25 protein-coding genes are annotated in these 24322 nt (G+C 74.7%); 13 read left to right on the forward strand and 12 right to left on the reverse strand.

Annotated elements, in window-relative coordinates; all coding sequences use genetic code 11:
* Positions 1-196: 196 nt before the first annotated feature.
* Together ACVMYR_RS11050 and ACVMYR_RS11055 are read left to right on the forward strand one after the other, a co-directional pair.
* The gene (locus tag ACVMYR_RS11050) at positions 197-589 is read left to right on the forward strand and encodes a hypothetical protein (protein ID WP_043965988.1); all 393 of its coding nucleotides are present in this window, start codon (positions 197-199) and stop codon (positions 587-589) included.
* Positions 582-992, forward strand: a complete 411-nt coding sequence (locus ACVMYR_RS11055; protein ID WP_431894101.1) for a hypothetical protein — start codon at positions 582-584, stop codon at positions 990-992. The genes ACVMYR_RS11050 and ACVMYR_RS11055 overlap by 8 nt, the downstream gene beginning before the upstream one ends.
* A 79-nt stretch (positions 993-1071) precedes the next feature.
* Here ACVMYR_RS11055 and fabG read toward each other — a convergent pair whose 3' ends face one another.
* Entirely contained in the window at positions 1072-1830 is a 759-nt protein-coding gene (gene fabG, locus ACVMYR_RS11060; protein WP_457121769.1) for a 3-oxoacyl-ACP reductase FabG, read from the reverse strand.
* A gap of 56 nt (positions 1831-1886) precedes the next feature.
* The gene (locus ACVMYR_RS11065) at positions 1887-3539 is read right to left on the reverse strand and encodes an alpha-amylase family protein (protein WP_457121770.1); all 1653 of its coding nucleotides are present in this window, start codon (positions 3537-3539) and stop codon (positions 1887-1889) included.
* A gap of 78 nt (positions 3540-3617) precedes the next feature.
* Here ACVMYR_RS11065 and ACVMYR_RS11070 point away from each other — a divergent pair, with 78 nt between their 5' ends.
* The gene (locus ACVMYR_RS11070; protein ID WP_077938505.1) at positions 3618-4223 is read left to right on the forward strand and encodes a DUF1349 domain-containing protein; all 606 of its coding nucleotides are present in this window, start codon (positions 3618-3620) and stop codon (positions 4221-4223) included.
* Between the two features lie 118 nt (positions 4224-4341).
* Positions 4342-5013, forward strand: coding sequence for a DedA family protein (locus ACVMYR_RS11075; RefSeq protein WP_457121771.1), 672 nt, complete (start codon positions 4342-4344; stop codon positions 5011-5013).
* 46 nt (positions 5014-5059) lie between these two features.
* On the opposite strand, the gene ACVMYR_RS11080 is transcribed toward ACVMYR_RS11075, so the two are convergent.
* The 4 genes from ACVMYR_RS11080 to ACVMYR_RS11095 form a co-directional block, all read right to left on the reverse strand.
* Positions 5060-6628, reverse strand: coding sequence for a cellulose binding domain-containing protein (locus ACVMYR_RS11080; RefSeq protein WP_457121772.1), 1569 nt, complete (start codon positions 6626-6628; stop codon positions 5060-5062).
* Between the two features lie 41 nt (positions 6629-6669).
* Entirely contained in the window at positions 6670-8088 is a 1419-nt protein-coding gene (locus ACVMYR_RS11085) for a chitinase (RefSeq protein ID WP_457121773.1), read from the reverse strand.
* Between the two features lie 62 nt (positions 8089-8150).
* The gene (locus ACVMYR_RS11090) at positions 8151-9065 is read right to left on the reverse strand and encodes a YidC/Oxa1 family membrane protein insertase (RefSeq protein WP_457121774.1); all 915 of its coding nucleotides are present in this window, start codon (positions 9063-9065) and stop codon (positions 8151-8153) included.
* A gap of 209 nt (positions 9066-9274) precedes the next feature.
* Positions 9275-9574, reverse strand: a complete 300-nt coding sequence (locus ACVMYR_RS11095) for a DUF6412 domain-containing protein (RefSeq protein WP_431894110.1) — start codon at positions 9572-9574, stop codon at positions 9275-9277.
* A 192-nt stretch (positions 9575-9766) separates the two neighbouring features.
* On the opposite strand from ACVMYR_RS11095, the gene ACVMYR_RS11100 reads away from it, so the two are divergent.
* The 4 genes from ACVMYR_RS11100 (at position 9767) to ACVMYR_RS11115 (ending at position 14829) form a co-directional block, all read left to right on the forward strand.
* Complete coding sequence (locus ACVMYR_RS11100) at positions 9767-10915, forward strand: carboxylate-amine ligase (protein ID WP_431894112.1); 1149 nt, start codon at positions 9767-9769, stop codon at positions 10913-10915.
* Positions 10916-11008: 93 nt separating this feature from the next.
* The gene (locus tag ACVMYR_RS11105; protein ID WP_077938501.1) at positions 11009-12382 is read left to right on the forward strand and encodes an FAD-dependent oxidoreductase; all 1374 of its coding nucleotides are present in this window, start codon (positions 11009-11011) and stop codon (positions 12380-12382) included.
* Positions 12383-12460: 78 nt separating this feature from the next.
* Positions 12461-13882, forward strand: coding sequence for a WGR domain-containing protein (locus tag ACVMYR_RS11110; RefSeq protein ID WP_457121775.1), 1422 nt, complete (start codon positions 12461-12463; stop codon positions 13880-13882).
* A 41-nt stretch (positions 13883-13923) separates the two neighbouring features.
* Complete coding sequence (locus ACVMYR_RS11115; protein ID WP_457121776.1) at positions 13924-14829, forward strand: aminoglycoside phosphotransferase family protein; 906 nt, start codon at positions 13924-13926, stop codon at positions 14827-14829.
* An 11-nt stretch (positions 14830-14840) separates the two neighbouring features.
* On the opposite strand, the gene ACVMYR_RS11120 is transcribed toward ACVMYR_RS11115, so the two are convergent.
* Entirely contained in the window at positions 14841-15695 is an 855-nt protein-coding gene (locus ACVMYR_RS11120) for an Fpg/Nei family DNA glycosylase (RefSeq protein WP_077938496.1), read from the reverse strand.
* A gap of 26 nt (positions 15696-15721) precedes the next feature.
* Positions 15722-15877 carry a GntR family transcriptional regulator gene (locus ACVMYR_RS11125; RefSeq protein ID WP_457121777.1) on the reverse strand — a complete coding sequence of 52 codons (156 nt, stop codon included), beginning with the start codon at positions 15875-15877 and terminating at the stop codon, positions 15722-15724.
* 347 nt (positions 15878-16224) lie between these two features.
* On the opposite strand from ACVMYR_RS11125, the gene ACVMYR_RS11130 reads away from it, so the two are divergent.
* Positions 16225-17088: a thrombospondin gene (locus tag ACVMYR_RS11130; protein WP_457121778.1), complete on the forward strand. Its 864-nt coding sequence runs from the start codon at positions 16225-16227 to the stop codon at positions 17086-17088.
* 297 nt (positions 17089-17385) lie between these two features.
* Here ACVMYR_RS11130 and ACVMYR_RS11135 read toward each other — a convergent pair whose 3' ends face one another.
* Complete coding sequence (locus ACVMYR_RS11135) at positions 17386-17754, reverse strand: winged helix-turn-helix transcriptional regulator (protein ID WP_457121779.1); 369 nt, start codon at positions 17752-17754, stop codon at positions 17386-17388.
* Positions 17755-17851: 97 nt separating this feature from the next.
* Here ACVMYR_RS11135 and ACVMYR_RS11140 point away from each other — a divergent pair, with 97 nt between their 5' ends.
* The 3 genes from ACVMYR_RS11140 to rocD all read left to right on the forward strand — a co-directional run bounded on the left by ACVMYR_RS11140 (position 17852) and on the right by rocD (position 20755).
* A complete protein-coding gene (locus ACVMYR_RS11140) occupies positions 17852-18502 on the forward strand; it encodes an NAD(P)-dependent oxidoreductase (RefSeq protein WP_396789095.1) in 651 nt (216 codons plus the stop codon).
* Positions 18503-18725: 223 nt separating this feature from the next.
* The gene (gene ddaH / locus ACVMYR_RS11145; protein WP_457121780.1) at positions 18726-19541 is read left to right on the forward strand and encodes a dimethylargininase; all 816 of its coding nucleotides are present in this window, start codon (positions 18726-18728) and stop codon (positions 19539-19541) included.
* Complete coding sequence (gene rocD / locus ACVMYR_RS11150) at positions 19541-20755, forward strand: ornithine--oxo-acid transaminase (protein ID WP_457122040.1); 1215 nt, start codon at positions 19541-19543, stop codon at positions 20753-20755. The genes ddaH and rocD overlap by 1 nt, the downstream gene beginning before the upstream one ends.
* 56 nt (positions 20756-20811) lie before the next feature.
* On the opposite strand, the gene ACVMYR_RS11155 is transcribed toward rocD, so the two are convergent.
* Complete coding sequence (locus ACVMYR_RS11155) at positions 20812-21963, reverse strand: FHA domain-containing protein (RefSeq protein ID WP_043965959.1); 1152 nt, start codon at positions 21961-21963, stop codon at positions 20812-20814.
* A complete protein-coding gene (locus ACVMYR_RS11160; protein WP_043965956.1) occupies positions 21960-22253 on the reverse strand; it encodes a 4a-hydroxytetrahydrobiopterin dehydratase in 294 nt (97 codons plus the stop codon). The genes ACVMYR_RS11155 and ACVMYR_RS11160 overlap by 4 nt, the downstream gene beginning before the upstream one ends.
* Positions 22254-22409: 156 nt before the next feature.
* Here ACVMYR_RS11160 and ACVMYR_RS11165 point away from each other — a divergent pair, with 156 nt between their 5' ends.
* Positions 22410-23195 (forward strand): hypothetical protein, encoded by a 786-nt coding sequence (locus ACVMYR_RS11165; RefSeq protein ID WP_457121781.1) that lies wholly within the window; start codon positions 22410-22412, stop codon positions 23193-23195.
* A 65-nt stretch (positions 23196-23260) separates the two neighbouring features.
* Here the strand turns inward: ACVMYR_RS11165 and ACVMYR_RS11170 are convergent, their stop codons facing one another.
* Entirely contained in the window at positions 23261-24307 is a 1047-nt protein-coding gene (locus ACVMYR_RS11170; RefSeq protein ID WP_077938490.1) for a fatty acid desaturase family protein, read from the reverse strand.
* Between the last annotated feature and the right edge of the window lie 15 nt (positions 24308-24322).

Genomic DNA, 24322 nt, shown 5'->3' on the forward strand with positions numbered 1-24322 from the left:
CGAGCCCGGAGCCGTGATCCACGCTAGCCGCCCGCCCCGCCTTGGCGCAGCCGACGCGTCGGGTACGGGAACGCGGACCCCGGCCCGGGAGGCGGACGGGCGTGGGGCGGAGCTGCGGGCGGACCGGGCCGGGGGCGTGTACTACGCCGGTTAGTAGGCTGTCCCGGTGACCGAGACTGCGACGCCGTTGGCGTCGATGACCAGCGCGGCGGCCGGCTCGCCGGTGGACGGGGTGCTGGCGACGGCGACGATCGTGCTGTCGCTCGTACTCGCCGGGTGGGCGCTGGTGGCGGCGGTGCGCAACCGGCCGCCGGACCGGGTGCAGCTCGCCGGCCTGGCCGTGCTGGAGCTGGCGCTGCTCGCGCTGGCCGTGGTGGCGCTGGTCGCCCTCGGCGGCGGCGAACGGCCGGGCGAGCCGGGCGCGTTCTTCGGCTACCTGGTGACGCTGGTCTGCCTGCCGCCGCTGGCCTGGGTGCTGGCCCGGATGGAGCCGACCCGGTGGGGCTCGGCGATCGTCTGCGCGATCTGCGTGGTCACGCCGGTCGTGGTGGTCCGGCTCCAGCAGACCTGGGAGGTCGTCGGTGGTTGAGACCGAGGAGGCCCGGCCCGCCACCAACACCGGGCCGGGCCGGCTGCTGATCGCCGTGTACCTGCTGTTCGCCATCGCCGCGACCTCCCGGGCGGGCCTGCAGATCGCCACGCGGTTCGCCGAGGCCCCGGTGGCGTACCTGCTGTCGGCGCTGGCCGCGCTGGTCTACATCGTGGCCGCCGTGGGGCTGGCCCGCGCCGGGCACGCGGGCCGACGGGTCGCGCTGGCCTGCTGCTCGGTGGAGCTGGTCGGGGTGGTCGGCGTGGGCCTGCTCAGCCTCGCCGACCCGGAGCTGTTCCCCGACGAGACGGTCTGGTCCGGGTTCGGCAGCGGGTACGGCTATGTCCCGCTGGTGCTGCCGGTGCTCGGCCTGCTCTGGCTCTGGCGCACCCGCACCCGCTGACGCGCCCCCACCCCGCCGGCGGGGTGAGAAGGGTGCCCTTCTATGCAGAAAGCGTTAACAAGGGGCCCTTCCTTGCACCTCAGTCCTTCGGGCCGCCGGCCACGTAGACGACCTGGCCGGAGACGAAGGACGCGCCCTCGCTGACCAGGAACGAGATGGTGTGCGCCACGTCCTCCGGGCGGCCGACGCGGCGCACCGGGATCTCCGACTCGGCGTGCTTCTGGAGCGCCTCGAAGTCCACCTTCATCCGGACGGCGGTGGCGGCGGTCATGTCGGTGACGATGAACCCGGGCGCGACCGCGTTGACGGTCACCCCGAACGGGCCCAGCTCGATGGCGAGGGTCTTGGTGAAGCCCTGCAGGCCCGCCTTCGCCGCCGCGTAGTTGGCCTGGCCCCGGTTGCCCAGCGCGGACGTGCTGGACAGGTTGACGATCCGGCCCCACTTCGCCTCGACCATGTGCTGCTGGGCGGCCTGGCTGAACAGGAACGCGCCGCGCAGGTGCACGCCCATGACGGTGTCCCAGTCGGCGTCGGTCATCTTGAACAGCAGGTTGTCGCGGAGCACGCCGGCGTTGTTGACCAGCACGGTGGGTGCGCCCAGCTCGGCGGCGACCCGCTCGACGGCGGCGGTGACCTGCGGCCGGTCGGCGACGTCCGCGCCGACGCCGATCGCCCGGCCGCCGGCCGCCACGATCGCGTCGACGGTGTCGGCGGTGGCCGCCTCGTCGATGTCGACCACGGCGACGGCCAGGCCGTCGGCGGCGAGCCGGCGGGCGGTGGCCGCCCCGATCCCCCGCGCGGCCCCGGTCACGATGGCGACCCGCTGCTCCTCCGACATGCCTACCTCCCGGTAACCTACGCCCGACCCGGGGAGCGTAACCCACCGGCCGGAGGTCAGAACGTGTCGCCGCGGCAGAGCCGGATCCAGCGGTAGCCGTAGCCGGCGAGCTTCAGGGAGTCGAGCTTGCCCACCTCGCCGTACTGGCGGTCGGTGAGCACGTCCAGCGGCAGGTCCGCCTCGGCGGCGAGCATGCCCAGGTCGATCTCCACGTCGTCGGTGCCGAGGTTGTGCAGGAAGACCATCGTCCCGGTCGGACCGTCGGCCCGGTGCGCCAGCACCCCGGCCGGCATCGGAACGTCGATGTGGGTGGTCGACCCGGAGCCGATCTCCGGGGCCTCGCGCAGCGTCCGGATCATCCGCTCGAACCACGACAGCAGCGAGCGCGGGTCACCGCGCTGGGCGGTCACGTTGACCTTCTCGTACGAGTAGTCGCCCGAGTCGATCACAGGACGGACCAGCTTCTCCGGGTCCGCCGTGGAGAAGCCTGCGTTCGGCTTGAACGACCACTGCATCGGGGTACGGATCGCCTCCCGCCCCGGCAGCGACAGGTCCTCGCCCATGCCGATCTCCTCGCCGTAGCGCAGCACCGGCGTGCCGCGCAGCGAGAACTGGAGCGCGTACGCCAGCTCGACTCGGCGGCGGTCGTTGCCGAGCATCGGGGCGAGCCGGCGGCGGATGCCCCGGTCGTAGATGCGCATGTGCTCCTCGGGGCCGAACTCGGCGTACACCTGGTCGCGCTGCGCGGCGGTGAGCCGCGACAGGTCGATCTCGTCGTGGTTGCGCAGGAAGGTGGCCCACTGGCCGCCGGTGGGCAGCGTCGGGGTGTCGCGCAGCGCCTCGATGACCGGCTCCGGGTCCCGCCGGGCCAGGGCGAGCATGAGCCGGCCGTTGAGCATGAAGTCGAACAGCATGTGGATCCGGTTGCCGGAGCCGCTGCCGTCGCCGAAGAAGGTGGGCAGCTCGTCGGGCTCCACGTTGGCCTCGGCGAGCAGGACGGCGTCGCCGCGCCGCCACTGGACGTGCTGGCGCAGCTCGGTGAGGAACTCGAAGTCCTTCGGGGAGTCGGGGTTGCCCGGCTCGGTCAGCTCGATGATGAACGGGACGGCGTCCATCCGGAAGCCGGAGACGCCGAGCTGGAGCCAGAACGAGACGATCTTCTTGACCTCGGCGCGCACCTTCGGATTCGCGAAGTTGAGGTCCGGTTGGTACTTGTAGAACCGGTGGTAGTACCACGCTTTCGCCGTCCGGTCGTACGTCCACGTCTCGTTCTGCTCGCCCGGGAAGACCATGCCCTGGTGCCGGTCGGCGGGCTCGTGGTCGGCCCAGACGAACCAGTCGCGGTAGGGCGAGTCGGGCGACGACCGGGCGGACTGGAACCACGGGTGCTGGTCGGAGGTGTGGTTGACCACCAGGTCGATGATGACGCGGATGCCCCGGTTCTGCGCCTGGTGCAGCAGCTCGGCGAAGTCGCCGAGGGTGCCGAAGCGCGGGTCCACGTTGTAGAAGTCGGTGACGTCGTAGCCGTCGTCCCGGTTGGGCGACGGGTGGATCGGGTGCAGCCACAGGCAGGTGACCCCGAGCCGGGCCAGGTAGTCCAGCCGGCCGATGAGGCCCCGGATGTCGCCGACCCCGTCGCCGTCGGAGTCCGCGTACGTGTCGATGTCGAGGCAGTAGACGACGGCCTCGGAATACCACCTGTCACCCATGCCGGCGTACCTTCTCCGATTCGGCCCGCCGGCAAACGCGAACGCCGCCCGCGTCGGGCGGACGGTAGCGTTTCCGGCATGAGCAGCGGATCGGGTACGGGGTTGCGCGACGTCGACTGGGCGCAGGGCGAGTGGCTGCACCGGCCGGTGCGGGCCGAGCCGACGCCCGACGGCGGGCTGGTCGTCGAGCCGGGCGCGGGCAGCGACTTCTGGCGGCACACCAGCTACGGCTTCGTGCACGACGACGGCCCGGCCCTGCTCGCCCCGCTGCCGTCCGGCAGCGCCGTGGAGGTCGACTTCCGGCTCGACTTCACCGAGCAGTTCGACCAGGCGGGCGTGCTGGTCCGGGTGGACGAGCGCAACTGGGTCAAGGCCGGGGTCGAGGTCAGCGACGGCGAGTTACAGGTCGGCGCGGTGGTCACCCGGGAGGTCTCCGACTGGTCGGTGGCCCCGGTGCCCCAGTGGTCGGGACGGGCGGTGAGCGTGCGGGTGAGCCGGGCCGGCGACGCGCTGACCGTGCGGGCCCGCGCGGGCGACGAGCCGTGGCGACTGGTCCGGGTGGCCCCGCTCGCGCCGGACGCCGAGGCGACGGCCGGGCCGTTCTGCTGCTCGCCGACGCGGGGCGGACTGGCCGTGACGTTCACCGGCTGGCGGCGGGGCCCGGCGGACGCCGCCCTGCACTGAGCCCCTCGGGTGGGCCCGGTCACCGGGGGGTGTGATCGCCCGCAGACTGGGTAACACCTCCCGATCCCCCCGGCGGCCCCACCCAGGTCCGCTCCCGCGGCTCCACGGAAGGACACCCATGGCCCTCGCCCAGGACGTCGAACCGTCGCAGTTCACCGGGCTGACCGGGTGGGTGGCCGACGTCATCGGGGCGCTCGGCGCGGTCGGGGTGGCCCTGCTGGTGGCCCTGGAGAGCATCATCCCGCCGATCCCCAGCGAGATCGTGCTGGCCATGGCCGGCTACCTCGCCTCGCAGGGGCAGTTCAACGTGGTGCTGATCGTCGCCGCCGCGACGGTCGGCTCGCTGCTCGGGGCGCTGGTGCTCTACTGGCTCGGTGCGGCCCTCGGCGAGGAGCGGTTGAAGCGGTGGCTGGACCACATCCCGCTGGTCGACCGCGACGACCTGGAGAAGGCCGACCGCTGGTTCGAACGGCACGGCCGGTGGGCGGTGCTGATCGGCCGGGTGGTCCCGGTGGTCCGCAGCCTGGTGTCGGTCCCGGCCGGGGCGAACCGGATGCCGCTGGGCGAGTTCGTGCTGCTGACCACGCTGGGCAGCGGGGTGTGGAACGCGCTGATCGTGGGTGCCGGCTTCGCGCTCGGGTCGCGCTGGGAAGAGGTGGACCGCTACAGCAGCTGGTTCAACTACGCGATCTTCGCCGTGTTCGGGGTGATGGTCGTGAGCTGGGCGGCGAAGAAGGTGCGCCGCCGCCGCGCGCGGCGCGACCGGCAGTCGGTGACCGCCGGCCGCTGACCGCGCGCGGGTCCGCGCGTGCCGTCCCGGCTCAGTACCGGGCGGCTCAGTACCGGGCCGTGATGTTCGTGAACTCCCAGGTGTCCTGGGCGATGCCGGAGCAGTTGGCGACCACTCCCCCGCCGGGGCACGGCCGGTCGCGGTTGACCGACCAGAAGGTGAACCGGGACAGGCCGCGGGCCTTCGCCCAGTCGCGGATCTGCGTCCAGGTGGCCGGGGAGGTCAACTCCTGCTGGTCGGACAGTCCGTTCATGCCGGAGATGCCCATGTGCGCGTACGCGGTGGCGTCGGACCAGCCGAACGCGTTCTTCAGCGCGGTCTTCAGCCCCTCGGCGGCGTTGACGGTGTTCTGGTACATGTTCGCGCCGCCGCCGAAGTCGAACGGCATGATCGTGAACGTGTCGATGTTCGCCCCGAGTGCGGCGGCCTGGTTGATCAGCCGGGTGCCGTAGTACGACGGGCCGGTGGTCGAGGTGCCGAACGTGACGATCGTCTTGATCCCCGGGTTGTTCTGCTTGACGATCTTCAGCGCGCCGAGGATGCGGTCCTGCACCGCCTCGTTCTCGAACTCGTCGCTGTTCTCGATGTCGATGTCGATGGCCTTGAGCCCGTACGCGTTGATGACCTGCTGGTACGCCCCGGCCAGCGCGCTGGCCGAGGAGCAGTTCGGGCCCAGCTTGTTGCCGCTCCAGCCGCCGAAGGACGGGATGACGTCGCCGCCGGCCGCCCGGATCGCGGCGATGGTGGCGGCGTGCGCGCCGCCGGTCAGCGGGCCAGTGCCGTCCCACGCCGGGGTGCAGCCGCCGCCGGAGAGGACGAACGCGATGGTGAACCACTTGACGCCGGTCGCGCCCATGACCGTCGCCGGTGCGGGCGGGTCGCCCCAGCCCGGGTAGAGGTACGGCGCGGCGGCCATCGACCCGTTCCCGCCCGTGCAGCCGGAGGTGGTGGCGGACACGGCGGCCGACTTCGCCGACTCACCCGAGGAGTTGTACGCCGCGACGGTGTAGCTGTGCGCGGAGCAGGTGGCCAGCCCGGAGACCGTCGCCGAGGTGCCGGTGACGGTGGCCCGCACGGCGCTGCCCTCGTACACCCGGTAGCCGGTCACGCCGGAAACGGCGTTCCAGGCCAGCGACACCGACGATGCGGTGGTGCCGGTGACCCGCAGCCCGCCCGGGGTGGCCGGGCCGGACGGGGTGCCGCCGCCGGTGCAGGAGCCGCCGTTGACGGTGCAGTTGGTCGGGTCGCCGGTGCCGGCGACGACGAAGCCGAACGAGGTGCTCGCCCCCGGGGCGAGGGTGCCGTTCCAGGACGCGTTGACGGCGGTGACGTGCTGGTCGGAGGCGCTCATCGTGGCGTCCCAGAAGGAGCCGAGGGTGGTGCCGGCGGGCAGGTCGAACTGGACGTTCCAGGAGCCGATGCCGACCGAGGTGTTGTTGGTGACGGTGAACTTCGCCTCGTACCCGCTGCTCCAGCTTGAGGTCTTGACGAACGCGGCGGTGGCCGCCGACGCGGCCGGCGGGGCCGCGAGGGTGGCCGCGACGACGGCGGCGGCGAGCGCGGCGGCGAACGTCGCCGCGCGGGGGGTACGCAGTGTCGGGGCGCGCAGTTTCACAGTGGCCTCCAGGGACCGGGGGGTGGGGGTGGGGCAGCAGGTCAGGGCAGGGTGGACAGGTGCGGCTTGACGGTGCGGGCGAAGCCGTTGCCGTTGCTGACGTCCCAGTTGATCGACCAGGTCATCGCGCCCCGGATGCCCGGGTAGGTGCGCGGCGGGCGGAAGCTGCCGCAGTTGGTGCCCCTCGCCAGGCAGTCGAGGGCGGCGTTGACGACGCTCGGCGCGACGATGCCGCCGCCGGCCGCGCCGGGCCCGGCGGGCAGGCCGAGGGCGACCTGGTCGGGGCGCAGCCCGGCCTCCAGCTGGATGCAGGCGAGCGCGACGATGAAGTTCACGCTGCCCTGGGGGTAGGCGGCGTTCTGGTCGCAGCCGAGCATCGCCCCCGAGTTGTAGAACTGGGTGTTGACGACGGTGAGGATGTCCCGGATGTCGAGGGCCAGCTTGAAGTAGCCGGCGGCCGGCGACTGCATGTCGATGGTCTGCGGCGCCATGGCGATGATCAGGGACGGGCCGGCCTTGGCCCGCAGGGCGCGCAGCGCCTGGCCCATGTACGTCGGGTTGAGCCCGTTCTCCAGGTCGATGTCGACGCCGTCGAAGCCGTACCGGCGCAGCAGCGCGTACGTGCTGTCGGCGAACGCGGTGGCCGAGGCGGCGTCGTTCACGGCGACCCGGCCGGTCTCGCCGCCGACGGAGAGGATCACCTTCCTGCCGCGCGAGCGCAGCGCCTGCACGTCGGCGGTGAACTCGGCGTCGGAGTAGCCACCGAGGGCGGCGGACAGGCCGGGGTCGACGGCGAAGGTGACCGCCCCGGGGGTGGCGGTGGCCTCGGCGAAGGCGACCGCGACGAGGTCGTACTCGGCGGGTACGTCGCGCAGCCGCAGCTCGACCGCCGGGTTGTCGAAGTTGTGCCAGTAGCCGGTGAGCAGGTGCTTCGGCAGGTCACCGGTGGGCGGGGCGGTCGTGGGCGGGGGCGTCGTGGCCGGCGGGGTGGTGGCCGGCGGGGTCGTCGGGGGCGCGGTGGTGGCCGGCGGGGTGGTGGGGCCGGTCGGGGTCGGGGTGGGGCCGCCGCCGCAGGGGGCGCCGTCGAGCTGGCAGTTGGCCGGGCTGCCGGAACCGGTGGCGAGGAAGCCGAACGAGGTGCTCGCCCCCGGGGCGAGGGTGCCGTTCCAGGACCGGTTGGTGAAGGTGTGCCGCTGGCCGGAGGAGGTCAGCAGCGCGTCCCAGTAGCTGCCGAGGGTGGTGCCCGCCGGCAGGTCGAAGGTGACCGCCCAGCCGGAGAGGGTGCTGGCCCCGCCGTTGGTGATCGTGTACTTGCCCTCCCAGCCGGTGCCCCAGTCGGCGGTCTTGACGAAGGTCGCGGTGGCCCCGGCGGCGAACGCCGGCAGGGCCACCCAGGCCGCCCCGACGGTCGCCGCGCACGCGGTCACCAGGGTCAAAATCAGTGCTCGGGTACGCCTCATGCAGCCCTCCACGCCCGGACGGCATTCACATCCGTCAACGTTGGCGCTTATTATTAGGACTGTTAACTGTTCCTGTCCAGGGGCTGGCCGGCGGAAACCTGCGGGCGACGCAGCACCGCCTGTTCGAGGGCCGTCCACGCCGTCGTGGTGACCAGGTAGAGCACCGCCGCCAGCGGCACCACCAGCGCCACCACCACGGTCAGGTACGGCAGCAGCGGCAGCACCCGCCCGAGCACGGCCGGCACCGCCCCGTCGGCCGTGGCACCGCCGCCGGCCGTGCCCGTGCCCCCGGCCGTGGTGCCGCCGCCGGCCACAGTGGTGCCGCTCGGGGTGGTGCCGCTCGGGGTGGTGCCGCTCGGGGTGGTGCCGCTCGGGGTGGTGCCGCTCGGGGTGGTGCCGCTCGGGGCGGTGCCGGCCGCCGCCGCGCGCCGGGCCCGCCGCGACGACCACCAGGCCAGCGCCACCAGCGCCGCCAGCAGCGCCCCGAACAGCGGGCCCGCCGCACCGGCCAGCCCGTCGGAGAGGTGCCAGCCCAGCGGCACCCCGGCCAGCCGCTCGGCCAACAGGCCGGCGCCGGCGTCGCCGGTCCCGCCGCCCGTGCTGCCCTCGCCGGTGCTGAACAGCCGGTACATCACCAGGAAGAACGGGGCCTGGAGCAGCGCCGGCAGGCAGCCCGCGACAGGGCTCGCCCCGGCCGACCGGTACAACCCGAACAGCTCGCTCTGCAGGCGGGCGGGGTCGTCGGCGTACCGGCGTTGCAGGTCGCGGACCTGCGGGGCGAGGGCCGCGCGGCGCCGCTCCCCACGGACCTGGGCCAGGGTGAGCGGTGAGACCAGCAGGCGGACGGCGATCGTGAACAGGACGATGGCGGCGGCCGTGGCGGCCCCGCCGGTCAGCGGCTGCAGGGTGCCGGCGAGCCAGGTGACGGTGTCGGCGGCGACGCCGACGGCGGCGTGCAGTGGTGCGAAGGCGAGCATGGTGACCCCTCGGTCCGGTTTCCGGTGGTGTCCGGCCGGCCCGTGGCGGGCGCGGCGGGACGGACGACGTCTCGTGGTCCCGGCTGCGGCCCCGGAGAGGGGCGCGGCGGGAGGGACCACGGCGGAACCGGCCGGGCGGCGACAGGGGACGACGGGCTGCCGCCCTGGTCCACCCGGCGGGCGGGCGGGGGCGGACGCGTCCGGGGGCGCTACCCGGCCGAGAGGGCCGGGCCCGGCGCGCGGGGGCGGGGACGACCGGCGGCGTCCGGGTCGACCTGCCGGGGCACGCCCCGGCGGCGGGCGCGTTCGCGCAGGCCCGCGCCCCGGCCGACGCCCCGCCTCGGCGGGCCGGCCGCCGCGGAGGGCCGCCCGGCGAGCAGCACGGTGAGCAGCACGACGGCGGCGACGGCCGCCCCGGCGAGCACCTCGGCGGGGCGGTCCGCGAGCAGGGTCAGGTGGGTGAGCGCGTACGCCCACGCCCCCGTCACCGCCAGCAGCAGCCCCGTCACGCCGGCCAGGGTAGGAGGTGCCGTCCACCCGGCGAACATCTCCGGTGAGAGGGGTTCCCTTCTCTACCGGAAGCGTTAACAGGGGGCCCTTCCTTACACCCGACACGCGGGTGGGCGTTTCCCCGCGCCGACACGGTGGGTAATGCGCCGTCGACGTCGCGGCGCGGTACCGCGACCGGCACGGAACGGACGGTGAGTGCGATGAGCGGGTCAGTGGCCGAGCGGGAACGGGACGCCGCCCAGGGCGGGACCGACCTGCTCACCGTCGGCGTGGAGGAGGAGTTCCTGCTCGTCGACCCGCACACCGGCACCGCCGTGCCGGCCGTCGACCTGGTCATGGAGCAGGTGCCGGCGGAGCTGCGCGGGCAGGTGGAGCGGGAGTTCCAGACCAGCCAGATCGAGATCGGCAGCCCGCCGGGGCTGGAGCTGTCGTCGATCCGGCACTCCCTCGGGGTGCTGCGCCGGGCGCTGGCCGACGCCGCCGAGCGGGCCGGCGTACGGGTGCTGGCGATCGGCACGGGCCCCGTCGAGGGGCCCGTGCCGCCGGTGGTCGACAAGCCCCGCTTCGACCGGATGATCGAGCGGTTCCGGCTGCTGGTGCCGGGGCCCGGCAACAACGGCATGCACGTGCACGTCGGGGTGCCGGACGCGGAGACCGGGGTGCAGGTGCTCAACCATGTCCGGCCCTGGCTGCCGATCCTGCACGCGGCCACCGCGAACTCGCCGTTCTCCGCCGGGGTGGACACCGGCTACGCGAGCTGGCGTTCGGTGGAGTGGGAACGCTGGCCGTCGGTGGCGCCGACGCCGTACCTGGAGTCGCACGAGCACTACGAGCGGCTGATCCGGCAGCTCATCGCCAGCGGGGTGATGCTCGACGAGGGGATGCTCTACTGGTATGCCCGGCTGTCGGCGAAGTATCCGACGGTGGAGCTGCGCATCGGCGACGTCTGCCCCTCGGTGGACGACGCGGTGCTGGTCGCCGCCCTGGTCCGGGCCCTGGTGGCGACCGCGATGACCGACATCGCCGAGGGCCGGCCGCCCATCCGCACCGACCACCACCTGCTGGTGGCCGCGCACTGGCGGGCCGCCCACGACGGCCTGGAGGGTGCGGGCGTCGACCTGACCGATGGCGAGCTGCGCCCCGCGTGGGAGCTGCTGGACGCCCTCGTCGAGCGGCTCGCCCCCGCGCTGGAGCGGCACGGCGACCTGGCCGAGGTGACCGACCTGCTGGGCGGGCTGCGCCGGCACGGCACCGGGGCGGCGCGGCAGCGGGCCGTCTTCGCGCGCACCGGCAGCCTGGTCGACGTGGTGCGGGACGTGGCCCGGCAGACCCGTGGCTGAGCGTGGCGGCCGGGCTCCCGCACCGGGCCGGGACGGACGCCCGCACCGCCGGGACCGGCCCGGGGCGGGGCGCGGCGTGACAGGATGGTCGTCGTGGCGCAACGGCTGATCGTCGTCGGCGGGGACGCCGCCGGCATGGCGGCGGCCTCCCAGGCGCGCCGCCGCCGCGACCGGTCCGACCTGGAGATCGTGGCGTTCGAGCGGGGGCACTTCACGTCGTACTCGGCGTGCGGCATCCCGTACTGGATCAGCGGGGTGGTCCCGGAGCGGGACCAGCTCATCGCCCGCGACCCGGCGACCTTCCGCGCCGACTTCGACATCGACGTCCGGCTGCGGCACGAGGTCACCGCGATCGACCTGGCCCGCCGGGAGGTCGTCGCCCGCGACCTCGACGGCGGCGGCGAGGTCCGCGAGCCCTTCGACGAGCTGGTGTACGCCACCGGGGCGGTGCCGAAGCGGCCCGACTGGGCCGACCCCGAGGTGCGGGGCGTCTTCGGCGTGCAGACCCTCGACGACGCCTCGGCGCTGCGCGCGTGGCTGGACGCCGAGCCCGCGCCGCGCCGCGCGGTGGTGGTGGGCGGCGGCTACATCGGGGTGGAGATGGCCGAGGCGCTGATCCAGCGCGGCCTGTCGGTCACCCTCGTCGAGCAGGCCGACCAGCCGATGGCGACCGTCGACCCCGACATGGCGGCGCTGGTCGCCGACGCGATGCGCGGCATCGGCATCGACATCCGCACCGGAGTCGAGGTGACCGGGCTCGACGGCCGGGCCGGGCGGGTGTCCGCGGTGGTCACCGCCGACGGGCCGCTGCCGGCCGACGTCGTGGTCCTGGGCCTGGGGGTACGCCCCGACACCGCCCTCGCCGAGGCCGCCGGCCTGCCCGTCGGCCTCTCCGGGGGGATCCGGGTGGACCGGCGGATGCGGGTGCCCGGGGTGCCGGGGGTGTGGGCGGCGGGCGACTGCGTCGAGACCCTGCACCGGGTCAGCGGGCTGCCCGTGCACGTGCCGCTGGGCACCCACGCCAACAAGCAGGGCCGGGTCGCGGGGATCAACCTCGGCGGCGGGTACGCCACCTTCCCCGGCGTCATCGGCACGGCCGTGACGAAGGTCTGCGAGCTGGAGGTGGGGCGCACCGGCCTGCGCGAGCGGGACGCCGCGGCCAGCGGGTTCGAGTTCGTGTCGGTGCGGGCCGAGTCGACGAACCGGGCCGGCTACTACCCGGGGGCGCGGACGATGACGGTGAAGCTGATCGCCGAGCGGTCCAGCGGGCGGCTGCTCGGGGCGCAGATCGTCGGCTGGTCCGAGGCGGCGAAGCGGATCGACACGCTGGCCGTGGCGCTGTGGAACGAGATGACGGTGGACGAGATGACCGCCCTCGACCTCGGCTACGCCCCGCCGTACGCGCCGGTGTGGGACCCGGTGCTGATCGCGGCCCGCAAGGCGGTCGACGCCCTGCACCAGGGGTGAGTGTCGGGGGGCGCGGTTAGCGTGTGGGCGCAGTCGCGGTGCCGGGTCCGGCGCCCCACCCCCTCGAAAGGCATCGCCATGTCGCAGGAGACGACCTACCTCGAACTGTCCGAAGCGGACGGTGCGGCGCACAAGTTCTACGAGGTGGTGGTGGACGACACCGCGCTGACGCTGCGCTACGGCCGGATCGGCGACCAGGGCCAGGTGAAGACCACGTCCTACCCGGACAACGCGCGCGCCCGCGCCGCCGCCGCGAAGAAGATCGGCGAGAAGGTCCGCAAGGGGTACGCCCCGGCGGTGCCCGGCGTCCGCCAGAAGCGGCCCGTGTCGCGGCGGCAGATCGTCAGCACCCGCTCGACGGCCCGCACCGCCCCCGTGCTGTGGCGGTACGCCTCGGGCGCGCCCGCGTTCGGCATCTTCGTCGACGGGCGGCACTGCATGGTCGGCAACGAGCACGGGGTCATCACCACCCTCGACCACGACGCCCGGGTGCTCGACCAGGTCCGCCTGCCCGACGGGGTGAAGTGCATCGTCGCCGACGACGCCTGGCTCTACGCGGGCTGCGACGACGGCAACGTCTACGACCTGTCCGGCAAGGTGCCCCGGGTGGCGTACGCGATCGCCCCCGACATCGACATCTACTGGCTGGACATCCACGACGGGGTGCTGGGCGTCGCCGACGCCGACGGCGGCATCGCCGCGATCGACCACGAGGACGAGTTCCTGTGGCGGCGGCCGGGGCGCGGCCGGGCGGCGTGGATGGTGCGCTGCGACGCCGACGCGCTCTACCACGGCCACTCGCAGGGGGTCACCGGCTACGACTGGCGCACCGGCCGGGAGCTGTGGCACACCCGCACCGGGTCGGTGCTGTTCGGCTGGCAGGAGCGCGACGCCGTGTTCGCCGGCACCGGCACCCGCGAGGTGGTGCGGCTGCGCAAGGACGGGCGGGCCGAGCAGATCTACCGCTGCGACGCCCCGGTCTTCTCGTGCGCCACCGCCGAGGACGGCCGGTACGTCTTCGCCGGCGACAACCAGTCGTCGATCTACTGCTTCGACGCGGCCGGCAACCGGCTGTGGAAGCTCGGCACCGGCTGCGGCTCGGCCTACTCGATGCAGTTCCACGACGACCGGCTCTACGTGGTCACCACCAGCGGCTATCTGGCCTGCGTCGACGCCAGCGAGCCGGCGATCCGGGCCGCCGAGGCGGGCACCGTGCCGGAGGTGGTGGACGTCAAGGCCCCCGCCCGGCAGCCCGAGCCGGCGGCGTGGACCACCGTGGAGGTGGTCACCGACGACCGGGGCGGCGTGGTGGTGCAGTGCGTCGACGACGGCGGCCGGCTGCGCGTCCACGTGCTCTCCGACGGCTACCGACGGGACTGGTCGGTGCAGTTCCCCAAGGGCATCCGCGAGCCGGGCGCGCGCTACCTGGTCACCGAGGTCCGCGAGGCGGGCCGGGGCGGCTTCTACCGGGCGTACGGCGACATCCGCCGGCTGCGCTGAGCGGTCCCTGGCGCGCAGCGGCGGTGGGGCAGGATGGTCCGATGGAGACGGAGCTGGAGATCCCCGAGCGGCTGAGCTGGTTGCGGCGGACGCCCTTCGGCCGGGCCTGGCTGGCGGCGCTGCCGGGCCGGCTCGCCGACTGCGTCGAGCAGTGGGGGCTGCGGCTCACCGGCCCGCCCTTCCCGTACGCGTTCGCCTCCCTGGCGCGGCCGGTCGAGCTGCCCGACGGCACCCGGGCGGTGCTCAAGCTCCAGCTTCCCGACGCCGACAGCGTGCACGAGGCCACGGCCCTGGCGTGCTGGGCGGGCGACGGGGCGGCCCGGCTGCTGGCCCACGACCCGGGTCGGCGAGCGCTGCTGGTGGAGCGCTGCGACCCGGGCACGCAGCTGCACGCCTTCGGTCGGGACGGAGCGCCGCAGGTGACGCTCGACGAGGCGCTGGACGTCGTCGCCGGGCTGCTGCCCCGGCTGTGGCGACCCGTCGGCGCGCCGTTCACGCCGCTGGCCGAGGAGGCGGCGGGCTGGTCGGAGCGGCTGCCGGTGCGCTGGGAGCGGCTCGGCCGGCCGTTCGAGCGCCGGCTGCTCGACGCCGCGCTCGGCCGGCTCGCCGAGCTGGTCGACACGCAGGGCGAGCAGGTGCTGGTCAACCAGGACCTGCACGCCGGCAACATCCTGCGGGCCACCCGCGAGCCGTGGCTGGTGATCGACCCGAAACCGCTGGTCGGGGAGCGCGAGTTCGGCGTGGTGGCGATCGTCCGGGGCCAGGAGCTGGGCCACTCCCCGGCGGCGCTGCGGCGGCGGCTGGACAAACTGACCGGCGAGCTGGGCCTGGACCGCGAGCGGGTGCTGGGCTGGGCGATCGGGCACACGCTGGCCTGGAGCATGACCGATGACGTCGTGTTCACCGAGCACGCCGAGATCGTCCGCTGGCTGCTCGACCTCGCCTGAGCGGCGGCGGGTCAGGCCCGACCGGGCTGGCAGGTGGGGCACCAGTAGAGGTTGCGGCCCGCCAGCTCGCCCCGGCGCACCTCGTCGCCGCAGACGTGACACGGCTGGCCGGGGCGGCGGTAGACGTAGACCTCGCCGCCGTGCCGGTCCACCCGGGGCGCGCGGCCGGTGGCCTCCGGCAGGTGGGCGTCCCGCACGGTGTCGATCCGGCCCGCCTCGACGGCCCGGGTCATCAGGTGCACCAGGTCCGCCCACAGCTCCCGCCACCGGGCCGGGGTCAGCTCCCGGCCGGGCAGCAGCGGCGACAGGCCCGCCCGGAACAACGCCTCCGTGACGAAGATCAGGCCGGTGCCGGCCACCACCGACTGGTCGAGCAGCAGCGCCGCGAGCGGGGTCGCGCTGCGGGAGATCCGGGCGTACGCGCGGGCCGGGTCGGCGTCGGCGCGCAGCGGGTCGGGGCCGAGGCGGTCGCGCAGCGCCGCCACCTCGGGCGGGGTGAGCAGCTCGCAGGCGTTCGGGCCGCGCAGGTCCAGCCAGTGCCCGTGGTGCGACGCTTCCGGCCCGGAGCGCGTACGCGAACCGTCGCCGGTCAGCCGCAGCCGCACCTGACCGACGGGCGGCGGGGGCTCGCCCGACCCGTCGGCGAACTTGCCGTACAGGCCGAGGTGCACGTGCAGGGTCAGCCCGTTCGCGTGGTGGTGCAGCAGGTGCTTGCCGTACGCCTCGGTGCCCTCCAGGACGGTGCCGGAGAGCAGGGCCGCGCCGTCGGCGAAGCGGCCCTGCGGGCTGGTGGCCCGCACCTCGGCCCCGGCGAACAGCTCGGCGTGCCGGGCGGCGAGGCGGTGGATGGTGTGTCCCTCTGGCACGGCCGCCAGCATAGTCAGCAGTGGGTTCAGCGGCCCTCGGTGACGTACGTCCCGCGCTGCGGCATGGTCATGACCAGCCCGCGCTCGCGCAGCAGGGCGATCGCGGCACGGACCGTGCCTCGTGCCACGCCGTACTCCTGCTGGAGCCGGAGCTCGCTCGGCAGCGGCGTGAGCGGCTGCAACTCCCGCGCCCTGCACCAACCCCGCGCAGGCCGATACGGCCGGCTGCCGCCCCTAGGCCGGGCCAAGGTGACCGCCGTGCTGACATGCCGGTCGGACGCGCGGCAGGCCGCCGCTGACCACCTGGACACACGCACACGCAGCCGAAGCAGATCTTGGTAAGTTTCGGCCCCCAGAGGGGCCATTTCTCACCAAGATCTCGGCGCTACGGCGGACGCGGCGGGGGCGGCGCGCCCCGATCGGGTGAACCGGGTGTCGCCGGATCGGCGGCTGGGTACCTCGGTGGCGTTACCGCGTGGCTGCCACCGGCGCTTCCGAGGTCTCCACGCGTTCATCAGGAGGTGATGAGGTGAAGATTCCTTCGCTGTTGTCCCGCCGGAACGAGCCGGCGACGACGTACGACAGCAACGGCGACGGCCGGGTCGACGAGCGCGACGGAACCGTCGCGTCCGGCACCGACGGCCGCCCCGACGGGCAGCCGGTGGTCACCGACCGGGGCGGGGAGCAGACGACGTACCGCAGCAGCGCGACCGCCACCGACGGCGAGCGGGCCTCCGACGTGGAGCGACGGGCCGCCGAGCGGGGGGCCCTGGCCCGGGCCGCCACCGCCCGCGCGGCCACCGCCCGCACCCCGGACGGCGAGCTGCGCCGCCCGGCCACCGCCGCGCCCACCGTGGACTCCCCGGACCCGGAGCGGGCCGCCGACCGGGAACGCGGCGTCACCCGGACCCTGCCGGCGGCTCCCACGGCCGCACCGGCGACGGACCGCACCACCGAACGGCCGCTGCCGGCCGACCGGGACCGCACCACCGAACGGCCCCTGCCGGCCGACCGGGTCGACGCCGACGCCGAGACCCGGCGGGAGCCGGTGCCGGTGGTGGCCGGGCCGAAGCCGAGGGCCAGCCTGCTCGCCACCCTCGGCCTGGTCGTCGGCGTCGCCGGGCTGGCCGCCGTGCTGACCGGCACCCTCGCCGGGTACGGCATCGCGGTCGGCGCGCTGGGCGCGGTGCTGTCGGTGTTCGGCCTGCTCGCCACCCGCCGCCGGCACATCGCGGGCAAGACGGACGCGCTGCTGGGCATGGCCTTCGGCGTGGCCGCCGTGGTGCTCGGGGTGCTGGCGATGACCGGGCAGTTCGTCTGGCCCACCACGGACGGCGACTGGGTGCAGCGGCTGCGCGAGTGGCTCGACTCACAGTTTGTCGATCGCCTCTGACGGGCACATTGGACCCCGCCGGCGGTACGCCGGCACAGTTCGACCCGGCGGTGCGCCGGCCCTGATCGACCCGGTGGTGCACCGGGGATGCTCGACCCCGGCGGTGCGCCGGGACTGTGGGACCCGGTGGTGCACCGGGACTGTGCGACCCGGCGACTCGCCGGCAGCCCGACCACTCCGGTGGTTCACCGGCCGGGCACACCTTTTCGGGGGCGGCGATTCGCCGCCCCCGAAGCATGTCCGGCGAGCATGCCCGGGTGGCACCCCCGGGGTGGGCCCCGCCCCCGGGTCCCCGCCTCAGTCCCGGCGGGCGACGCCCTCCCGGGCGTCGAGAAGCTCGTCCCAGTGCTCGCGGTTCCACGCGCAGACGGCCTCGATCGGGCCGAGCATGCTGCGGCCGAGCGCGGTGAGGGCGTACTCGACCCGACGCGGCGGGCCGGGCTGCTCCGAGCGGCGCAAAAGGCCGCTGGCCTCCAGCCGGCGCAGCGAGGCGGTGAGGGCCTTGGCGCTGACCCCGCGCAGGGGCACCCGCAGCTCGGAGAAGCGTCGGGGGCCGCCCTCCAGGCAGCGGATCACCATGCCGCCCCACTTGTCGCCGAACCGGAACGGCGACAGGTCCGACGGGCAGAGCGGGTCGAACATCTCCGGGTCCAGTGGCGTCGCCATGACACTCACCGTAATCGGTATCCGGGTGGTAACCGGCCCCCCGGCTAGCGTCGCTGCGAGGTCGCCGGCGGGGCGACCGGAGCGAGGGGGTACGTCGATGAGTGGGATCGTCGTCTTCGGGGCCGGTGGCCGGGCCGGCCGGGCCGTGGTGGCCGAGGCGCGGGCGCGTGGTCACGAGGTGACCGCCGTCGTGCGGGACCCGGCCCGCCACCCCGCCCTGGCGGCCGGGCGGGGCGTCCGGGTCGCCGCCGGTGACGTCACCGACGCGGGGCGGGTCGCCGAACTGGCGGCCGGACACGACGCGGCCGTGCACGCCGCCGCCGACCTGGGCGTACCGGCCGACGTGTTCTTCCCGGCCGCCGCCCGCGCGCTCGCGGCCGGGCTGGGGCGGGCCGGGGTGGGCCGGCTGGTGGTCGTGGGGCTGGCCGCCGTCCTGCCCACCGAGACCGGGGCCCTGCTGCTGGACACCCCCGGCTACCCTCAGGAGTACCGGGCGTTCTGCCTGGGGCACGGTGCCGGCAACGAGGCGCTGCGCCGGGCCGAGGGCGCGCCGGACTGGCTGGTGCTCAGCCCGGCCGGGGACTTCGACCACACCGGCCAGCCCGCCGGGGGCTACCGGTTCGCCTCGGGGGACGCCGGCAGCCGGATCACCTACCCGGATCTGGCCCTCGCCCTGCTCGACGAGATCGACGCTCCCCGCCACCACCGGGTGCACCTGGGCGTAGAGGGCACGACGCCCACCGTGTGACGGCGGCAGTCGCCAGCGGCGGAGGAGACGGCCGGACAAGCGCGGGGGCGGCGACAGCGCAACACATCGCCGTCCCCGGGGTGCGAGACGCAACGAATCGTCGGGCGACGCAACTTCCGGCGGTGGATGTCGTCGCTGTGCCCGCATACCGTTGGGCAACGGCGCCAGCCCGTGGGCCGAAGGTGGCCGGGCGCGCCCGACCCATGGGAGCAGGACAGTGACGATGGACGCCACCAGCCAGCGCTTTCTGATGTGCCGGCCGACGTACTTCGCCGTCGACTACGCGATCAACCCCTGGATGGACCCGACCGCCCCCGTCGACGCCGGGCTGGCCGTGCGGCAGTGGGAGCGGCTCCGGCAGGTCTACCGCGAGCTGGGCCACACCGTCGAGGAGATCGTGCCCGTCCCCGGCCTGCCCGACATGGTCTTCGCCGCCAACGGCGGCACCGTGATCGACGGCAAGGCGATGTCCGTGCAGTTCCGCGACCCGCAGCGCGCCGACGAGGCCCCCGCGTACCGGGCCTGGTTCGCCGCCGCGGGCTTCGAGCTGCACGACCCGAAGCACGTCAACGAGGGCGAGGGCGACATCCTGCTCGCCGGGGACGTGCTGCTCGCCGGCACCGGGTTCCGCACGGCGCACGCCGCGCACGCCCAGCTCCAGGAGGTCTTCGGCTATCCGGTGATCACCCTCCAGCTGGTCGACCCCCGCTTCTACCACCTGGACACCGCGCTCACCGTGCTCGACGAGCGCACCGTGGCGTACCTGCCGGAGGCGTTCTCGCCCGGCAGCCGGGCCGCGCTGCGCCGCCTCTTCCCCGACGCCGTCCACGCCACCGCCGCCGACGCCGAGGTGCTCGGCCTCAACGCCGTCAGCGACGGCCGGCACGTGGTGCTGCCCGAGCAGGCCACCGGCCTGGCCGCGCAACTGCGCGACCGGGGCTACGAGACCATCGGGGTGGACCTGTCCGAGCTGCGCAAGGCCGGCGGCGGACCGAAGTGCTGCACGTTGCGACTCCGTCAGGGAAAGGCGAGCAAGTGATCGTGGAAGACATGCTGCGGACGCCGGGGGCGGTCCGGGACGCCGAGCGCCACACCGCGCACAACTACCACCCGCTGCCGGTGGTGGTCAGCTCCGCCGAGGGCGCCTGGCTCACCGACGTCGACGGGCGGCGCTACCTGGACTGCCTCGCCGGATACTCGGCGCTCAACTTCGGTCACCGGCACCCCCGGCTGATCGCCGCCGCGCACGCGCAGCTCGACCGGCTGACCCTCACCAGCCGGGCGTTCATCCACGACCAGTTCGCCGACTTCTGCCGGGAGCTGGCCGAGCTGTGCGGCAAGGACATGGTCCTGCCGATGAACACCGGCGCGGAGGCCGTCGAGACCGGGATCAAGGTGGCCCGCAAGTGGGGCTACCGGGTCAAGGGCGTCCCGGCCGGGCAGGCGAACATCGTGGTGGCCGAGGGCAACTTCCACGGGCGTACGACCACCATCGTGAGCTTCTCCACGGATGAGGACGCGCGCGCCGACTTCGGGCCGTACACGCCGGGCTTCACCGTGGTCCCCTACGGCGACCTGGCGGCGCTGGAGGCGGCGATCGACGACAACACCGTGGCCGTGCTGCTGGAGCCGATCCAGGGCGAGCAGGGCGTCGTGGTGCCGCCGGCCGGCTACCTGCCGGGCGTACGGCGGGTCTGCACCGAGCGCAACGTGCTGTTCCTCGCCGACGAGATCCAGTCCGGCCTGGGTCGCACCGGGGCGACGTTCGCCTGCGACCACGACGACGTCGTGCCCGACATGTACCTGCTGGGCAAGGCGCTGGGCGGCGGCATCGTGCCCGTCTCCGCCGTCGCCGCGAACGCCGACGTGCTCGGGGTGCTCCAGCCCGGCCAGCACGGCTCGACGTTCGGCGGCAACCCGCTGGCCTGCGCGGTGGCCACCGAGGTCGTCCGGCTGCTGGCCACCGGCGAGTTCCAGCGCCAGTCGGCGGAGCTGGGCGAGCGGCTGCACGCCGGGCTGCGCGGCCTCGTCGGCCGGGGCCTCGTCGCCGTGCGGGGCCGGGGGCTCTGGGCCGGCCTCGACATCGACCCGGCGCTGATGACCGGCCGGCAGGCGTGCGAGCGGCTGATGGCCCGTGGCGTGCTGGCCAAGGACACCCACGGCTCCACGATCCGGCTCGCCCCGCCGCTGGTCATCACCGCCGAGGAGATCGACCACGCGGTCGCCCAGCTCGCCGCCGTGCTGGCCGACTGACCGTACGACGTCGGCGGGCGTCGGGCCACGGCCCGGCGCCCGCCGGCGCACCCGGCTCAGGGCCGGGGCAGGCGCATCGCCATCGTCGGAGCCTCGGCCATCACCGAGGTCGGGGTGAACGGCGCACCCGAGGGCAGCTCGTCGGCGCGGCCGACCTGCACCCCCGGATACAGCTCGACCATGTCCCCGGCGGACAACACCCGCGACTGCTGCGGCTTGAGCGCGATCCGGTCCGCCTCCGTCATCGAGCCGCCGGGGCGGATCCCCGACCCGTTGGTGCTCACGTCGGTGACGATCACCTCGCCGACGCGAAGCTCGAAGCGGACGTGGCCACGGCTGATCCAGCGCCGCGCCTCGTCGTTGAGCCACTGGCCGAGCACGATCCCGCCCTGCTGCTCCGGCGCGCGCCCGACCAGCACCGGCTGCTCCTCGGTGAGCACGAACCGGCGGCGGATCAGCCCGCCGATGCGTACGGCCAGCACCTCCGTGCGCGGCCGGGGCCCGGCGTCGCCGAGCCGCGCGCCGTGCCGGGGGCAGGTCGGCACGCCGCCGCGCAGGGAGGGCGGCGGCTGCCCGGCCGGGGCCCGCTCGACCCGGGCCAGGTCGGCGAACGCGCCGCCACCCCCGCCGCCGCCGAACAGCGCGCAGCCCGGCTCGGGGCAGCGCCACTGTCGGGCGAGCAGCTTCTCCCCCGTCGCCGAGCGGGTGCCGGCGACCGGCACGTTGCCGCCGCCGACGTGGGCGATGAACACCGGCCCGCCCGCGCCGGGCACCGGGGCGAGCACCCGGCCGGGCTGCTCGACGGTCCACGGGAACCGGCCGCGCAGGCCGTCGAAGCGGGCCCGGCTGAGCACCGGCAGCCCCAGCAGGTCGGCGACCTCCAGCATCCGGTCGCCCGGGTGGTCGAGCACCTCCACCAGGCCGTCGTCGGCCCAGCGGCGCACCACCATCCGCTCGTTGGAGGTGAGGTCGGCGTCGGAGAGCAGGGCCCGGTGCACGATCGCGTACACCGGGACGCTGTCCTCCTCCAGGTCGCGGGCGAGCGCGTCGATCACCATGCCGAGCCGGAGCAGGTTCGCCGGCCGGCCGCCGTCGAGGTCCTGGTAGCGGATCACCTCGGCCAGGTCGAGGACGGCCCGCGCCAGCGACGGGTCGGTGCAGACCCGCCCCTCGATGGCGTCGAGCACCTTGCTGATCTCGAATCTCATCGGGCACTCCGGAGAATGTCGTCGATGCGCCGCGCCAGCTCCAGGTCCCGGTGGGTGACCCCGCCGGCCGAGTGGGTGACGCAGCGGAAGGTGAGGGTCCGCCACCGGATGTCGATGTCGGGGTGGTGGTCGAGCTCCTCGGCCACCTCGGCGACCCGGTCGACCACCGCGACGGCCGCCGGGAAGCTGCCCAGCTCGGCGGTGCGGCTGATCCCGGTGGGATCACCCGTCCAGCCGGCCAGGCCGCCCAGCCCGTCTCGCACCGCCTCGGCGGTGAGCACGTCTGCCATGGCCAGACCCTACCGCCAGGGGACCGACGGGCCGGTCCGACGTGCGCCGGCATCGACGCCCGCCGGTCGGTGCCGGCCGCTAGGCTGAGCGCCGACTCGGGCCGGCGGCGGCGGTGACGCCCGGCCGGCCCACCTCAACCTGGCGAGGAGCGCGTGTTGACGAAACTCCGACGGCTGGCGACCACGGGGGTCGCGTACGTCGCCGTCCTCGGTCTCGCGGTGACCGGTTGCGGCAGCCCGGCCACGACCGACGCCCCGGCTGCCAACGGCGGCGCCGCGAGCGCGGCCCCGGCGGGCGCGACCACCGCGGACCCGGCCGACGAGCTGCGGGCCGCCGTGCTCAGGCTCAACGAGGAGAGCATGCGGATCCACGTCAGCTCGACGGGGTTGAGCGGGACCGGGCTGTCCGACCCGAAGGTGCCGGCCATGGACATGACGATGGAGCTGGGCACGGCCGGCGAGACCCGCGTCCTGATGATCGGCCGGGACGCGTACGTCAAGATGGGCGGCCAGCTCGGCGCCGCGACCGGCGGGTCCGGGAAGTGGCTGCACCTGGACACCCGCAGCCTCGGCTCGGGCGGGCAGCTCGGGCTGATGCCCGCCGACGACCCGGTGGGCGTCAGGAAGATGCTCGACGCCGTGGTCGAGGTGCGGCGCATCGGTCCGGGCACCTTCGTGGGCACCCTCGACTACTCGAAGAACATGGCCGACAGCAAGACCCTGGCGGACCTGAGCGACAAGGCCAAGGCCGTGCCGTTCACCGCCACCGTGGACGAGCAGGGCCGGTTGAAGAAGCTCGGGGTCGACACCACGGTGGTCAGCCCGACGCTCGGACCGATGAGCGTCGTCTACTCCGACTGGGGCACGCCCGTGTCCGTGTCCCGGCCACCGGCCAGCCAGGTCGTCGAGGCGCCGACGGGGCTGACCGGGGCCGGCACCTGACCGACGCCTGCCCACCGGGCCGGGGCGGCCGTGCTGTCCCGGCCCGGCCCCGGCCCGCGTCCCGCTCAGCCCCGCAGCGGGCGGCCCACCTCGTGCAGGTGGGCCAGCGCCTGCCGGTACGACTCGACCAGCCCGGTCTCGACGTACGGCACCCCGTGCTCGGCGCAGTACGCCCGCACGATCGGCCGGGCCCGGCGCAGGTTGCCCCGGGGCATGTTGGGGAAGAGGTGGTGCTCGATCTGGTAGTTGAGCCCGCCCAGCGCGACGTCGACGAACCAGCCGCCCCGCACGTTGCGCGAGGTGAGCACCTGCTTGCGCAGGAAGTCCAGCTCCTCGCCGGCCCTCGGCATCGGCATGCCCTTGTGGTTCGGGGCGAACGCGCACCCCATGTAGAGCCCCCACAGCCCCTGGTGCACGGCGACGAACGCCAGCGCCTTCCCCGGCGGCAGCACCGCGAACAGCAGGCCGAGGTAGCCGGCCGCGTGCAGCGCGAGCAGCAGCCCCTCGACGGCCCGGTGCCGCACCGGGGTGGCGTACCGGCCGTCGGGGGCGCGCCCGAGCAGCGCCCGCACGCTCGCCACGTGCAGGGCCAGCCCCTCCAGCAGCAGCATCGGGAAGAACAGCCACGCCTGCCGCCGGGCCAGCCGCCGGCCGATGCCCCGGGTCGCGGCGGCCTGCTCGTACGACCAGACCAGCGCCCCGGCACCGACGTCCGGGTCCTCGTCGTGGTGGTTGGGGTTGGCGTGGTGCCGGTTGTGCTTGTCGACCCACCAGCCGTAGCTGAGCCCGACCGCCAGGTTGCCGGCGAGCAGCCCGGCCGCCTCGCTCGGGCCCCGGCGGCGGAACATCTGCCGGTGGCCGGCGTCGTGCCCGAGGAACGCCACCTGGGTGGTGGCCACGGCCAGGCCGGCCGCCACCAGCAGTTGCCACCAGGAGTCGCCGACCAGCGGCACCGCCACCCAGCCGGCGACGAAGGCCGCCAGGGTCAGGGCGATCCGGACGGCGTACCCGGCGGGCCGGCGGTCGAGCAGGCCCGCCCCGCTGACCAGTCGGGACAGTCGGGCGTAGTCGCTGCCCCGCCGGGCCGGCGGGTCCGCTGTCGCTGCAAGCATGATGTGAGCTCCCCG

The sequence above is a fragment of the Micromonospora sp. PTRAS2 genome, assembly GCF_054052245.1.